Raw genomic sequence first — 15,000 nt, forward strand, 5'->3', positions numbered from 1 at the left:
CGCTGTTTGCGCGGGACAGTTCCTTTTTTAAGTTCAGCGGGCTGTTCAGCTATTCATCTGTGCCACGTTTGCCCGTTAAGGAATGGCGGTAGAGGCTCGGTGCTTCTCCATAAAACCGCTTGAACTGTCTGGAGAAATAGAGCGGGTCAGTAAGGCCCACCGAGGATGCAACTTGTTCGATGGACAAGTCCGGACGGTCCCGCAGCAGATGGCGCGCCTTGTCAATCCGCAGCTTCAGCAGATAGGTGACCGGGGACATCCCGGTGCCTTTTTTAAATACCCTCGATAAATAAGCACGGTTGTACCCGAGCCCGGAACACATCTCCTCAATGGAGATCGGATAGGCATACTGGCTGGCCATATAGTGAATCATCTGTTTGACGATACGCTGGGTATGGGCTTCCCCTTCTGCGCTTCCTGCTCCGGACACAAGGGAATGCTTGGCTTCGGCCATGATCAGATACAGGTAACCGAGTGCGGCGAGTCCGGCTCCTTCGCGCTGTTCCCGGAAGGCGGACAGAATGGAGCTTAATGCGTCGGGAATCGGACCATTTTCCGTGGAGTGAATGACGGGTGAATCGTCTGAAAAACCCGCCTGCCGCGCAAGCTCCTTGGCTCCGGCCCCGCTGAAGGCGAGCCAGCGGTAGCGCCATGGGTTGCTGCCGTCGGATTCATAGCTGACGAGATGATCCGGCTCAATCATAAACCCGCTGCCGGCACGCAGGCGGTAGGTGCCTTTTTCCGTGCGGAAGACGCCCCGTCCTTCTTCAATGTAATGAAACAGGTAGAAGTCGTAGATTTTAGGCCCCAGCCGGTGCACGGGCGCGGTCTGGCTCTCTCCAGCAAACAAAACGCGGAGCACATCCTGGCCGGAAAAGTCGGGATTAGCTGCTGACATATACGTAGGCTGGTTCACGTCGTTCAATCCTTCCTTCCTAAAAAGAATCTCCCCATCTATCATACCTCCAAAAGTCACATTAATCCATGTTTAAAGCGCATTCATACATTATCTTTCTTTGTCACAATCCTTTATAATTGGTTTAGAAGTTAAGCTTAAAAAATGATGGTAAGGACGGGTGACTCATGATGAACATGCAAGAGATGAAGCAGAAATTCGAATCCGCTTTTGGAACAGACGACAAGAACATATTGGCATATCAGGCGCCGGGGCGGGTTAATCTGATCGGCGAGCACATTGACTATAACGGAGGGTACGTGCTTCCGGCGGCGCTGGAATTCGGCACAACCCTGCTGCTGCGTGAACGCGGCGATAACAAGCTGGTATTTAAATCCGCCAACTTCCCTTACTCTGCTGAAATATCCATCCAGGAGATCGGCGCTTCCAAGACCGGCGAATGGGTAGACTATCCAATCGGCGTGCTGGTGGAATTGGCCAAACTGGACTGTAAGGTGAGCAGGGGCTATGACCTCTATTTTATCGGTGAAATTCCTAACGGAGCGGGCCTTTCTTCCTCGGCATCCATTGAAGTTGTGACGGCATATGCTTTTGCATCCGTAGAAGGCAAAGACATCAATACTGTAGAAATCGCCAAGCTTTCGCAGCGTGCAGAGAATCAATACGTAGGCGTGAACAGCGGCATCATGGACCAGTTTGCGGTAGCGAACGGGGCGAAAGACCATGCCATCCTGCTCATGTGCGACACGCTTGAGTACAAGAAGGTGCCTTTCGCTATCGGCTCCTGCAAGCTGGTTATCGGCAATACGAACAAACGCAGAGGCCTGGTGGATTCCAAATATAACGAACGCCGCAGCGAATGCGACGAGGCGCTTGCCCTGCTGAAGCCGCACGTTCCGGGTCTAGACTATCTGGCCCAGCTGACACCTGCGCAGTTTGCGGAGCTGGAAGATAAGCTGCCAAGCGATGTGCTGCGCCGCCGCGCCAAACACGTAGTCGAAGAGAACGCACGCGTGCTGGCATCTGTCGAAGCCTTGCAGAAGAGCGATCTTGCCGGTTTTGGCAGCCTCATGAATCAATCCCACGATTCCCTGCGCGACTTATACGAAGTAACGGGCGCTGAGCTGGATGCCATGGTAGAGGAAGCGCGCAAGATTGAAGGAACCCTGGGCTCCCGGATGACCGGTGCGGGCTTTGGCGGCTGCACGGTTTCACTGGTACATGAAGATTCCGTAGCTTCGTTTGTCCACAATGTCGGGGAAGCTTACAAGCAGCGCACCGGGCTTGAAGCAGAGTTCTATGTTTGTGAAGTGGGAGACGGCGTACACCAATTAAAGGAGGAAGCGTAACATGGCGATTTTAGTTACCGGCGGTGCCGGATACATTGGATCTCATACGGTTGCTGAACTGCTTGATAAAGGTGAAGAGGTAGTTGTTCTCGACAATCTGCAGACAGGTCACAGAGAGGCGCTGCTCGGCGGCAAGCTGTATGAAGGCGACCTCCGTGACAAAGAGCTGCTGAAGAAGCTTTTTTCCGAGAACAAGATTGATGCGGTGATTCACTTTGCTGCGAATTCCCTGGTCGGCGAAAGCATGCAGAATCCGGTAAAATACTACGACAACAACGTTTACGGCACACTCTGTCTGCTGGAAGCGATGCAGCAGGCCGGCGTTTCCAAAATTGTCTTCTCCTCCACGGCAGCAACCTACGGCGAACCGGAGAAGGTGCCGATTGAAGAGACGGACCGCACGGCTCCTACGAATGTATACGGCGAAACCAAACTCAGCATGGAGACCATGATGAGCTGGTTCGACCGCGTGCTTGGCATCAAATATGTGGCGCTGCGTTATTTCAATGCGGCCGGCGCTCATGCCAGCGGCAAGATCGGTGAGGACCACCAGCCGGAAACGCACCTGATCCCGCTGATTCTCCAAACCGCACTTGGCCAGCGTCCATCGATCGCCGTATTCGGTGACGACTATTCGACAGAAGACGGCACCTGCGTGCGCGACTATATCCATGTCAGCGATTTGGCAGACGCGCATCTGCGCGCTGTGGACTATCTTCGCGGCGGCGGAGAGAGCAATGTGTTTAACCTGGGCAGCGGCAACGGCTTCTCGGTCAATCAGGTGATCTCCAAGGTGAAAGAAGTTACCGGCGTTGACTTTGCTGTTGAAGTGAAACCGCGCCGTGCAGGCGACCCTGCCGTACTGATCGCTTCTTCCGCTAAAGCGCGCAGCGTGCTGGGCTGGAGCCCGAAACGCGAGAACCTGGACGACATTATCGCGAGCGCCTGGCAGTGGCACCAAAATCATCCGAACGGTTATGCAGGAAAGTGAGTGTGAAAGAGATGCAGCAGAGAACAGCAGAAGCTGAACAATTGCGGCCGCAGGCGCTTGAAGCGGTTGAGCGGCTGGTGCAGTTTGCCCTTCAGCGTGAGCTGATCGGCCATTATGACATCGACTATACCCGTAACCGGCTCCTTGAACTGTTTAAGGAAGCTGAGCCTTATCTCGGCGAGCTTCGGCAGGAGACCCTGGAAGGACCGCAGGTTCTGCTGAACACCTTGATTGATTACGGGTTCGCCATCGGGCTTATTCCGGAAAATACAGACACTTACCGCGACCTGCTGGACGCGGAGATCATGGGACGCGTAACGCCCCGCCCATCCGAGGTTATTGCTTCGTTTAAGGCGGCTGAGCAGGAGCACGGCATCGAGGCGGCAACCAGCCGCTTCGTCAAGCTGTGTGAGGATGTCAACTACATCCGCATGGACCGCGTTGCCAGCAATCTTTATTGGGAGCAGTCCACGCCTTACGGCACGATGGAGATTACAATCAACCTGTCGAAGCCGGAAAAATCCCCCGCGGAGATCGCAGCCGCCAAGCTGCTTCCTCCGCCGGTCTATCCAAAGTGCCAGCTGTGCCGTGAGAACGTAGGCTACGCAGGCCGGATCAATCATCCGGCCCGCCAGAACCTGCGGGTCATTCCGCTGGCGCTGAACGGAGAGCCTTGGTTCTTCCAATACTCTCCGTACGTCTACTACAACGAGCACTGCATCGTGTTCCATCAAGATCACGTGCCGATGAAGCTGACCAAGGACACCTTCCGCAGACTGCTCGATTTTGTCCGCCAGTTCCCGCATTATTTCATCGGCTCCAATGCGGACCTGCCGATTGTCGGCGGCTCGATTCTGACGCACGACCACTTCCAGGGCGGGAAGCACAAATTCCCGCTGGAGAAATCGCCGCTTGACGCCGTGTTCCAGTCGGCGAACCATGAGGGCGTAACACTCGGCATCGTCAACTGGCCGATGAGCGTGCTCCGCCTGAACGGCCAGGATCCGGCCGTGCTGCTGGAGGCTGCTAACGACCTGTATGAGCTGTGGAAGGGCTACAGCGATGCGGAGCTTGGCATCTTTGCACACTCAGAGATTGACGGAGCAATGGTGCCGCACAATACCGTTACGCCGATCGTCAGACGGAGCGCGGACGGCGCTTACGAAATCGACGTCGTGCTGCGCAACAACCGGACCAGCGAAGAGCATCCGGAAGGCATTTACCATCCGCACCGGGAGATGCACCATATCAAGAAAGAGAATATCGGTCTGATCGAGGTTATGGGGCTTGCTATTCTGCCGGGCCGCCTGAAGCATGAGCTTGACAGCATCGCGCGCATTTTGTCCGGAGATGAGGAGCTGCGTACTGCGGCTTCTAATGGACAAGCGCCGGAGCTTGCCGCCCATGCGGAATGGATTCATTCTCTTCTGGAGCAGCATGGCTCAGCGATGAGCAAGGAGCAGGCGGATGCGCTGCTCAGAAACGAAGTCGGCACCAAATTTGCCGAAATTCTTGGCCATGCCGGCGTTTATAAGAGAACGCCAGAGGGCCAGCAGGGGCTCCGCCGCTTTGTGGAAGCCGCTGGCTACAAAGCATAGAAGCATAATTGGTATTTGATTTTGATTTTCTTTAAGGGGGACTCTCTTGACTCAAGAGGGTCCCCCTGCTTGATTTTTGCTGAGAAATGCCGCCTGATTTGTTTCTGGAATCCAGGAGCAGTATAATAGACGCGGATTTATCAAAGAACTTAGACGACAGGAGGCAGACAAAATCCATGGAAAATTTTGTGTTTAAGAATCCGACCAAACTGATTTTCGGTAAAGATACAACCGAGGCATTAAGAACAGAGCTGCCTAAATATGGTACAAAAGTGCTGCTCGTATACGGCGGCGGAAGCATCAAGCGGACAGGGCTTTATGATAAGGTCCTTGGCTGCCTTAAGGAAATCGGCGCAGAAGTAACGGAGCTGGCCGGCGTAGAGCCAAATCCCCGTTTGACTACGGTACATAAAGGTGTTGAGCTCTGCAGAACCAATCAGATCGACATCATTCTTGCGGTTGGCGGCGGCAGCGTCATCGACTGCTCCAAAGCCATTGCGGCCGGTTCGAAATATGACGGGGATGTGTGGGATATCCTGACCCGCAAAGCCTCCGTGCAGGCAGCTCTTCCGCTTGCCGTTGTCCTGACCATGGCTGCTACCGGCTCTGAAATGAACGGGGGCGCCGTGATTTCCAACATGGAGACAGAAGAGAAGCTGAGCTTCGGCAGTGAATTCACCTACCCGGTGTTCTCTATTCTGGACCCTCAAAATACGTTCTCCCTGCCTAAGGATCAAACCGTTTACGGCATGGTAGACATGATGTCCCACGTATTGGAGCACTACTTCCATCTTGAGGAGAACACCCCGGTGCAGGACGGCTTCTGTGAAACGCTGCTCCGCACGGTCATCGAGACGGCTCCTAAGCTGATCAATGACCTGGAAAATTACGAGCTGCGTGCAAGCATCATGTACGTAGGCACACTTGCCCTGAATGGCATGGTATCCATGGGCTTCCGCGGCGACTGGGCAACGCACAACATTGAGCATGCGGTTTCCGCTGTTTATGATATCCCGCACGGCGGCGGTCTGGCCATCCTGTTCCCGAACTGGATGAAGTACAATCTGAAGGTTAAACCAGAGCGGTTCAAGAAATTGGCGGTTAATGTCTTTGGTATCGATCCAGCTGGAAAAAGCGACCTCCAGGCCGGCGAGGAAGGCATCGCCGCGCTGCGCGCCTTCTGGTCCTCCATTGGAGCGCCAAGCCGCCTGGCCGATTACGACATTGACGACAGCAAGCTGGAACTGATGGCGGAGAAAACAGTCAAGTTTGGTCCGTTCGGCAATTTCGCCAAGCTGGACAAAGAGGACGTTCTCGAAATTTACCGCCTCTCTCTGTAATAGAAGCATCATCCGTTTTACTCCAAGTGTTCCGGAAATCCGGAGCACTTTTTTATTTTCCTATGCAGGAAAATATTGCAACCTTATATAAATTTAGGCGTATTACATAGTATGTAAGGCAGGCACTGCTGCAGGAGGGTGACATGGAAGGATTGTATCTGGGATGCTTGATCGGCGGTGTATTATTTACGCTTGTAAGCGTGCTGGTCGGGGATCTTCTCGGTCAATGGCTGGACGGTATGTTCGATTTCTTGTCCGTCGATTTTCTGAAGCCGGTCGTTTTGGCAGGAGGGGTTACAGGCTTTGGGGGAGCAGGTCTATTGCTGGACCGCTACACCGGGCTTGGGCAGGCCGCTGTATTGCTGCTCGCGGTGTGTATTGCTCTGGTTCTATGCTTTATGGTTTATTTTGCTTATGTGGCACCAGCGGAACGGAGCGAGAACTCAACAGCATTTTCCGAGAAGGAGCTCCCCGGGCGGATCGGGAAAGTGAGCATTCCGATTCCGGAGCAAGGATTTGGCGAGGTCATGGTAAGAGGGGCAGGAGGAAATTCCCTGCACATCGCAGCAAGCTGGGAACACAGGCCGATTCCGGCGGAGGTTCAGGTTGTGATCATTGAATCCCGTGACGGCATTGTCTATGTATCCGAGCTGGAGCTAGATGAACGAAGAGGAGAGGGTCTGAATGGATTTATCTAGTGTACCTGAGTATTTGGTCATTCCTGTTGTTGTAGTTGCCGTCCTCGTTATTCTGGGGATTGCCTTCTGGGCGCGCTACAAGACGGTCAGCCCCGACGAGGCAATGATTGTTACAGGCTCTTTTCTCGGCAGCAAGAACATTTCAGAGGACGATTCCGGACGTAAAATGAAAATTGTCCGCGGCGGCGGCGCGTTTATCTGGCCGGTTTTTCAGCAGAAGGAGATTTTATCGCTGCTGTCCCACAAGCTGGATGTCTCTACGCCGGAGGTCTATACAGAGCAGGGCGTGCCGGTTCTGGCTGACGGGGTAGCGATCATCAAGATCGGCGGTTCTGTAGAAGACGTTGCCACAGCGGCAGAGCAGTTTCTCGGCAAACCGGTCGAGGCGCTGAGAGGGGAAGCCCAGGAGGTGCTGGAAGGGCACCTGCGTTCCATCCTTGGCTCAATGACCGTGGAAGAGGTATACCGGAACCGGGACCGTTTTGCGCAAGAAGTGCAAAGTGTGGCCGCCCGGGATTTGAAGAAGATGGGTCTGCAGATCGTGTCCTTCACCATTAAAGATGTCCGTGACAAGCACGGGTACCTCGACGCGCTCGGTAAGCCGCGCATTGCAGCCGTTAAACGGGATGCGGACATTGCCGAAGCGGAAGCGATGCGGGATTCCCGGATTCAGAAAGCCCGCGCTGAGGAAGAAGGGCAAAAGGCAGAGCTCCTAAGGGATACGAACATTGCCGAAGCCAGCAAGGAGAAGGAATTGAAGGTCGCCTCGTTTAAAAGGGAACAGGATACGGCCAAAGCCGAAGCGGACCAGGCATATCACATTCAGGAAGCCCGCGCGAAGCAGACGATGGTGGAAGAGCAGATGAAGGTTGAGCTTGTGCGCAAGGAGCGGGAAATTGACCTGCAGGAGAAAGAGATTCTCGTCCGTCAGAAGCAGTATGACGCAGAAGTGAAGAAGAAAGCCGACGCCGACCGCTATGCGGTAGAGCAGGCGGCTGAAGCAGATAAAGCCCGCAAGATGCGGGAAGCCGATGCCCTGCAGTATTCCATCGAAACGCAGGCGCGGGCATCAGCGGAGCAGAAACGCCTTGAAGGCCAGGCGGTTGCCGATGCCGAACGGGCGAAAGGTACGGCTGATGCGGAAATTATCCGCCTGCGCGGTTTAGCAGAAGCCGAAGCCAAGGAGAAGCTGGCCGAAGCGTTCCAGAAGTTCGGTGAGGCTGCGATCCTCGATATCGTTGTGAAAATGCTGCCCGAACTGGCCGGGAAAGTTGCGGCGCCTCTGTCCAGCATAGATAAGCTTACCGTCGTTGATACCGGGAAAGGGGAAGGTGCGGCACGGGTCAGCAGCTACGTAACGGAGCTGATGGCAACTGCTCCTGAAATGCTGAAGGGCGTATCGGGAATTGACCTCAATTCTTTAATTCAGGGATTAACCCGCAAAAATAATGCGGCCGTATCAGCCCCTCACGTGCGTGAAGCTGCGGCTGCTGCCGATTCCTTACCAAAGGCTGATTAACTAAACTTGCTTGTAGCGCTTTAAGAAGAAGACGGTTATAATGGATTATCAGTGTATCCCGCTGAGCATCGGATGCCTGCAAGCGCATGCAGCCAATGCCGGCGGGATTTGACATGTATTTTTTTCACAGAATGAGGTGTTAAAGTGGACGGCCTTCAGGTGGCTAAAGTGCTGAACAATAATGTGATCATTGGCGAACATCCCGAGCACGGCGAGGTCGTAGTCATCGGCAAAGGCATCGGCTTTAATCGAAAGCCCAAAGAAATGATACCGCTTAAATCAGCCGAGAAGCTGTTCATTTTGAAGAATGCAGTCGAACAGGAGCAGTACAAGCAGCTGGCTCAGCAAGTCGATGAGAAGCTTATTGAGGTCTTGAATGAAATTTTGCTGTACGTCGCCAAACACAGCCAAGCTCCTCTAAATGAACATATCCATATAGCGCTTACGGACCATATCGCCTTTGCAATCAAACGGGCCGAGCAAGATATTGCCATTCATAATCCTTTTCTTTATGAGACGAAGGAAATTTATCCGGAAGAATACCATCTGGCGGAATATGCCATTAATATGATTCGTGAGAGAATGGGTGTGGATCTGGGTCAGGATGAGACCGGGTTTGTAGCCCTTCATATTCACAGCGCCTTGACGAACCAGCATATTACCGAGGTCAAGGCCCATTCCCAGCTTATTTCGGATATGATTGATATGATCGAGAATCAGCTTCATGTTTCAATAGCCCGCAATTCTTTGGATTATGCTCGGCTGCTGACGCATCTGCGGTTTGCGATTGAACGAATCCGGCGGGGCGAACGCGTCCAGGAGCTGGGCAAGCTGGAGGAAGTGCTGAAGGATGAATACCCGGAGCTCTATGATCTGGCCTGGAAGCTGACAAAAGTCATGGAGAAACGTCTGCATAAACCGGTCTATCAGGCGGAAATCAGTTATTTGACAATGCATCTTAACCGGGTTGCTCCTCATCAAGAAATTTAGATCTTGCACAATTGTGATGAGGGTGCTATACTTCAAAACGTGGCTTTAACAAGAACTTCATAACTAAGCGTGTTACTGATTCGATCAGGCATGAGTTTTACAAAGTTTGTTGGTTGTACTTTTACTTAACGGGGTAAGATAACCTTGTAAAGGTACATAAGGCATAAACTTTGTTGGCTCATGCCTTTTTTGCTGTTCTTGAAGGCCCTTTCTTCGCACGCAGAACCTTCCGGCTGGAGATATTAAAACCTGGTCGGTGGCGGGATGCTTCATCACATTTTTAGGAGGATTTTTATGTTCAAACGTTTCTTTGGCGTCTTGCAAAGAGTCGGTAAAGCGCTTATGCTTCCGGTTGCGATTCTGCCTGCAGCAGGTTTGCTGCTCGGGATCGGGAACATGCTTGTTAACCCCGATTTCCTTAAATATGTGCCTGCTCTTGACGCACATTGGATTCAAACCCTTGCTAATATCCTGATGAACTCGGGTCAGGTTGTATTTGATAATCTTTCCCTTCTGTTCGCGGTAGGGGTAGCAGTCGGCTTGGCCGGCGGCGAGGGTGTAGCAGGACTTGCGGCAATCGTAGGTTTCCTTGTTATGAACATTACGATGGGTACAGTTATGGGCGTCAACGATTATGTACTGTCGCTGAATGATCCGGCTTATGCCCGCGTGCTTGGTATCCCTACCTTGGTTACCGGGGTATTCGGCGGTATCATCATCGGTGTGCTTGCGGCAAGCATGTACAACAAATACTTTAAGATCGAGCTTCCATCATACCTCGGTTTCTTTGCCGGCAAACGTTTTGTGCCGATTATGACCGCTGTATGGGCTCTGGTGGTCGGGATCATCATGTCCTTTGTTTGGCCGCCGATCCAAGATGGCTTGAACTATGTTTCGCACAGTATGATCGATACGAACCTGACGCTGTCAGCGTTTATCTTCGGGGTAATCGAACGTTCCCTGATTCCTTTCGGTCTGCACCATATTTTCTACTCGCCGTTCTGGTTCGAGTTTGGCGAATACACAAACAAAGCGGGCGAAATTATCCGCGGCGACCAGCACATCTTTATGGCTCAGCTGCGTGACGGCGTACCATTTACTGCAGGTACCTTCCAGGTTGGTAAGTTCCCGTTCATGATGTTTGGTCTTCCAGCAGCCGCTTTGGCAATGTATCACGAAGCCAAGCCGGAGAACAAAAGAATTGTCGGCGGTCTGATGCTGTCCGGTGCGCTGACTGCGTTCCTTACAGGGATTACCGAACCGCTTGAATTCTCATTCTTGTTCGTAGCTCCGCTTCTGTTCGCGGTGCATGCGATTTTTGCCGGTTTGTCCTTTATGATCATGGAAATTCTGAATGTCAAGATTGGTATGACCTTCTCCGGCGGTTTCATCGACTTCATGCTGTTCGGGGTGATTCCAAACCGTACTCACTGGTGGTGGGTCATCATCGTAGGTCTGTGCTTCTCCGTTGTGTATTACTTCGGATTCCGTTTCGTTATCCGCAAGTTCAACCTGAAGACGCCTGGACGTGAAGATGCAGCGGCAGATGCAGGCGATGGCGCTGCTGCCGGCCCTGTTTCGACGGACGACTTGCCGCATAACATCCTGGCTGCCTTCGGCGGCGCAGGCAACATCAAACATTTGGACGCTTGTATCACTCGTCTCCGTATTGAAGTTAACGACAAAACTAATGTTAATAAAAACCGCTTGAAGCAGCTTGGTGCTTCGGGTGTGCTTGAAGTCGGCAACAACGTACAAGCCATTTTTGGCACACGTTCCGATACTATTAAATCTCAGATTGCTGACATTATGAGCGGCAAAACGCCTGCTCCGGCGCCAATGAAAGCTGAAGAGAAACCGGCTGTTTCAGAGCAGGAAGCGGCGAAAGACGGCGACGTTCTCGTTAACGAGGATATCGTTGCTCCAGCGAACGGGGAACTGATGGATATTACCAAAGTTCCGGATCCTGTGTTCTCTGAAAAAATGACAGGCGACGGATTTGCCATCCTGCCGCAGGACGGAACGATCTGCTCTCCGGTATACGGTAAAGTGTTCAACGTATTCCCGAGCAAGCATGCCATCGGCATCATGTCTGACGGCGGCAAAGAGGTTCTTGTCCACATTGGCGTCAACACCGTTAAGCTGAAAGGCCAAGGCTTTGAAGTGCTTGTCAATGAAGGCGACCTGGTGTCTGCTGGACAGCCGATCATGAAAGTAGATCTGGAATATGTGAAGGCAAATGCGCCGTCCATTATTTCACCGATTATTTTCTCGAATCTGCCTGAAGGCGCAGCAGTAACGCTGAACAAGACAGGCGCAGTGAAAACAGGCGAACCAAACATCATCACCATTAAATAACCTTCTCCTGTTTCGAAATTTGAATTTCGGTTTTAAATGGCTTACTATGATATACATGAGATATTAACTAACTTATTGAAAGTGAGAGGATTATAATGGAAAAAACATTCAGAATTATTGATGAAGATGGTATTCACGCACGTCCAGCGACAGCATTGGTAAATACAGCCAACAAATTCAAAAGCGCTGAATCTTTCGCAGAAGCTAAAGGCAAAAAAGTAACTTTGAAATCCATCCTGGGCGTATTGTCCCTGGGTCTTGAAAAAGGCGACAGCATCACCCTTTCCGCAACTGGCGAAGGTGAAGCTGATGTGATCAAAGCGCTCACTGATGTCATGGTTAACGAAGGTCTCGGAGAAGTACAATGATTAAGATTGAAGGCATTGCAGCTTCGGCAGGTGTGGCAATCGCACCTGCCTTCAAGCTGGAGCATCCGGATTTTACGGTTCAGCAGCGCAGCGTCTCCGACGTGGCTGCTGAGGTTGCCAAACTGAATGCGGCTCTCGATCAATCGAAAGCCGAGCTTGAAGCGATTAAAGAGCGCACCCTTCAAGAGCTTGGAGCCAAGAAAGCCGAAATTTTCGAAGCTCACCTGCTTATTCTGAATGACCCTGAGCTGATCAGCCCGGTTGAAGATATGATCCGCAATGATATGGTCAATGCAGAATATGCATTGAACGAAACGGCGAATCAGTTTATCTCCATGTTCGAGAACATGAAGAGCGCCTATTTGCAGGAACGTGCTGCGGATATGAAAGACGTAACCAAACGCATTCTGATTCATTTGCTCGGACTGAACTATGTGAATCCGGCAGAAATCAGTGAAGAGGTAGTTGTGATTGCTGAGGATCTGACTCCTTCCGATACGGCTCAGCTGAACCGTAAATATGTCAAAGGCTTCACGACAAATATCGGAGGACGTACTTCCCACTCCGCTATCATGGCCCGTTCCCTGGAAATTCCGGCAGTTGTGGGCACCAAGGAAGTGCTTGCCAAAGTCAACAGCGGCGATCTCGTGATCGTGGACGGTTTGGACGGTAAAGTCATTATCAATCCAACCGATGAGCTGGTGGCTGAATACCGCAGCAAGCAGGAGAAGTACCAGCTTCAAATCGAAGAGTGGAAGAAGCTCCGCGATAAAGCTTCTGTATCCGCCGACGGTGTTCATGTTGAGCTTGCCGCCAACATCGGTACGCCAAATGATGTAGCGGGTGTGCTGGACAACGGCGGTGAAGGCGTTGGTCTTTACCGGACCGAATTCCTGTACATGGGCCGCGATAAGCTGCCAACAGAAGAGATTCAATTCAATGCTTATAAGACGGTATTGGAGAAAATGGAAGGCAAGCCGGTTGTTGTCCGCACGCTGGACATCGGCGGAGACAAGGAGCTTCCATACCTGGATCTTCCTAAGGAAATGAACCCTTTCCTCGGCTTCCGCGCCGTCCGTTTGTGCCTGGAACGTACGGATATTTTCCGCACGCAGCTCCGTGCACTGCTTCGTGCCAGCGTTTACGGCAATCTTCGTATTATGTTCCCGATGATTGCGACACTTGATGAGTTCCGTCAAGCTAAAGCGCTGCTGTTTGAAGAGAAGGAGAAACTGGTTGCCGAAGGCATTGAAGTTTCCAATGAAATCCAATTGGGGATCATGGTCGAAATTCCTTCTACAGCCATCATCGCAGATCAGTTTGCGAAAGAGGTTGATTTCTTCAGCATTGGCACCAACGATTTGATTCAATACACGATGGCAGCCGACCGTATGAACGAGCGTGTTTCTTACCTGTATCAGCCTTATAACCCTGCGATCCTTCGCCTGGTTAAAATGGTCATTGATGCAGCGCACAAAGAAGGCCGCTGGGTCGGAATGTGCGGCGAAATGGCTGGAGACTCTACGGCAATTCCGCTTCTGCTCGGACTTGGACTTGATGAGTTCAGCATGAGTGCAACTTCCATTCTGCCGGCTCGTTCGCAGATTTCGAAGCTGTCGAAGGCCGCTATGACTGAGCTTGCAGCTAAAGCGCTGGCGATGCAGACGGCAGCTGAAGTTGTTGAGCTTGTCAACAGCATTGAAGCTTAGGCAGCCTGTCATTTTCCGTTTCTTTCTTTAATTGGTTTTGGCTAACCCAACACACACACTTTTAAGGCTTAATAGCCGGCCGGTTCCTTCGGGAGCCGGTTTTTTTTGTGCCGATTAAGAGATTCCTGGCAAAACGGTTAGATCCTTTTGAAAAAGGGTATTAATTAGGATAAGGCTGAGCCAGACATCCAAGAATTAGAGCGGCAGCCCAAGCGATTCAACTCTATTTTTCAATACATTCAGGAGGTCGATGGAAGATGAGTTCTGGTCATAACGTTACTTTGCATGCACAACCAAGAACAGCGCTGACAGGGGCAGGGCTTCGTCAGCTTCGGCAGTCAGGGCGTGTCCCTGGAGTCGTATACGGTTCCCAATTTGAGAGTCAGCAGCTGCATGTGGATGAGAAAGAGCTTCTCAAAGTTGCCCGTACAGGCCGTTCGGAGTTCTTCCAATTAGAGCTGGAGGGCGGCGAGACGGTTCCGGCATTGATTAAAGATATCCAGCAGGCCAAAGGCCAGGTGGTTCATGTAGACTTCCAGCACGTATCCAGAAACAAGCCGATCCGGGTCAGCATCCCGGTTCATTATCAGGGTACAGCAGCCGGCTCCAAAGAAGGAGGCATCCTTCAGACGCTGGTTACGGAGCTTGATGTGGAAGGCCTTCCGGACAACCTTCCGGCTTCAATTGATGTCGATGTGACGAACCTTAATGTCGGCGACAAATTTACCGCAGCAGAAGTAGCATTGCCGCAGGGAGTTACACTGCATCTGCCGGAGGATACGCTGCTTGCTTCCATCGTTGTGCCGCGCGGCGCCGATCTGGATGATGAGGCAGAAGCAGAAGGTGCTGGTGACACACCGGCTGCTGAAGAACCTGCTGGCGAAGGGGACGCAGAAGAGGCCAATGCTTAACCTTTGCTGAATTTGGCATGGCAGAAAGGCGGTCCGGGACTCCCGGATCCGTCCTTGCCTTAATCGGGACCCTCAGAAGATCGGGTGAAGAAGATCGGGTGGAGTAAATTAGGTAGAGAAGATCGGGTAGAGAAGATCAGGCTGATCTTCTCTATTTTTTATGCGCCGAGCTGACTTCCAGGAGGTATTCTTTTGCGGGGCCGGATGTGACAGAAGCCCATAGCCCTGCATATGATGCAACCAGAAGAATGCT

General features: G+C 52.1%; 12 protein-coding genes. 11 read left to right on the forward strand and 1 reads right to left on the reverse strand.

What is annotated here, in order from left to right; translation table 11 throughout:
* Positions 1-49 precede the first annotated feature (49 nt).
* The gene (locus tag FCN15_RS14585; RefSeq protein WP_238996697.1) at positions 50-898 is read right to left on the reverse strand and encodes an AraC family transcriptional regulator; all 849 of its coding nucleotides are present in this window, start codon (positions 896-898) and stop codon (positions 50-52) included.
* A 188-nt stretch (positions 899-1,086) separates the two neighbouring features.
* Between FCN15_RS14585 and FCN15_RS14590 the strand changes: the two genes are divergently transcribed.
* The 11 genes from FCN15_RS14590 (at position 1,087) to FCN15_RS14640 (ending at position 14,747) form a co-directional block, all read left to right on the forward strand.
* Entirely contained in the window at positions 1,087-2,265 is a 1,179-nt protein-coding gene (locus tag FCN15_RS14590; protein ID WP_138495757.1) for a galactokinase, read from the forward strand.
* 1 nt (position 2,266) lies between these two features.
* Positions 2,267-3,256 carry a UDP-glucose 4-epimerase GalE gene (gene galE, locus FCN15_RS14595; RefSeq protein WP_138495722.1) on the forward strand — a complete coding sequence of 330 codons (990 nt, stop codon included), beginning with the start codon at positions 2,267-2,269 and terminating at the stop codon, positions 3,254-3,256.
* Between the two features lie 11 nt (positions 3,257-3,267).
* Positions 3,268-4,854: a UDP-glucose--hexose-1-phosphate uridylyltransferase gene (locus FCN15_RS14600; RefSeq protein WP_138495758.1), complete on the forward strand. Its 1,587-nt coding sequence runs from the start codon at positions 3,268-3,270 to the stop codon at positions 4,852-4,854.
* A gap of 176 nt (positions 4,855-5,030) precedes the next feature.
* A complete protein-coding gene (locus tag FCN15_RS14605) occupies positions 5,031-6,194 on the forward strand; it encodes an iron-containing alcohol dehydrogenase (RefSeq protein ID WP_138495723.1) in 1,164 nt (387 codons plus the stop codon).
* 143 nt (positions 6,195-6,337) lie between these two features.
* Positions 6,338-6,892 (forward strand): NfeD family membrane protein, encoded by a 555-nt coding sequence (locus FCN15_RS14610; RefSeq protein WP_138495724.1) that lies wholly within the window; start codon positions 6,338-6,340, stop codon positions 6,890-6,892.
* Positions 6,879-8,411, forward strand: coding sequence for a flotillin family protein (locus tag FCN15_RS14615; protein ID WP_138495725.1), 1,533 nt, complete (start codon positions 6,879-6,881; stop codon positions 8,409-8,411). The genes FCN15_RS14610 and FCN15_RS14615 overlap by 14 nt, the downstream gene beginning before the upstream one ends.
* A gap of 144 nt (positions 8,412-8,555) precedes the next feature.
* Entirely contained in the window at positions 8,556-9,401 is an 846-nt protein-coding gene (gene glcT / locus FCN15_RS14620; RefSeq protein ID WP_138495726.1) for a glucose PTS transporter transcription antiterminator GlcT, read from the forward strand.
* A 294-nt stretch (positions 9,402-9,695) separates the two neighbouring features.
* The gene (ptsG, locus tag FCN15_RS14625) at positions 9,696-11,759 is read left to right on the forward strand and encodes a glucose-specific PTS transporter subunit IIBC (RefSeq protein ID WP_138495727.1); all 2,064 of its coding nucleotides are present in this window, start codon (positions 9,696-9,698) and stop codon (positions 11,757-11,759) included.
* A gap of 95 nt (positions 11,760-11,854) precedes the next feature.
* The gene (locus FCN15_RS14630) at positions 11,855-12,127 is read left to right on the forward strand and encodes an HPr family phosphocarrier protein (RefSeq protein WP_138495728.1); all 273 of its coding nucleotides are present in this window, start codon (positions 11,855-11,857) and stop codon (positions 12,125-12,127) included.
* Positions 12,124-13,836 carry a phosphoenolpyruvate--protein phosphotransferase gene (gene ptsP, locus FCN15_RS14635; RefSeq protein ID WP_138495729.1) on the forward strand — a complete coding sequence of 571 codons (1,713 nt, stop codon included), beginning with the start codon at positions 12,124-12,126 and terminating at the stop codon, positions 13,834-13,836. The genes FCN15_RS14630 and ptsP overlap by 4 nt, the downstream gene beginning before the upstream one ends.
* A gap of 257 nt (positions 13,837-14,093) precedes the next feature.
* A complete protein-coding gene (locus FCN15_RS14640; RefSeq protein ID WP_138495730.1) occupies positions 14,094-14,747 on the forward strand; it encodes a 50S ribosomal protein L25 in 654 nt (217 codons plus the stop codon).
* The last annotated feature ends 253 nt before the right edge of the window (positions 14,748-15,000 follow it).

It is taken from the genome of Paenibacillus pinistramenti (genome assembly GCF_005869875.1).
Lineage (GTDB): Bacteria > Bacillota > Bacilli > Paenibacillales > Paenibacillaceae > Fontibacillus > Fontibacillus pinistramenti.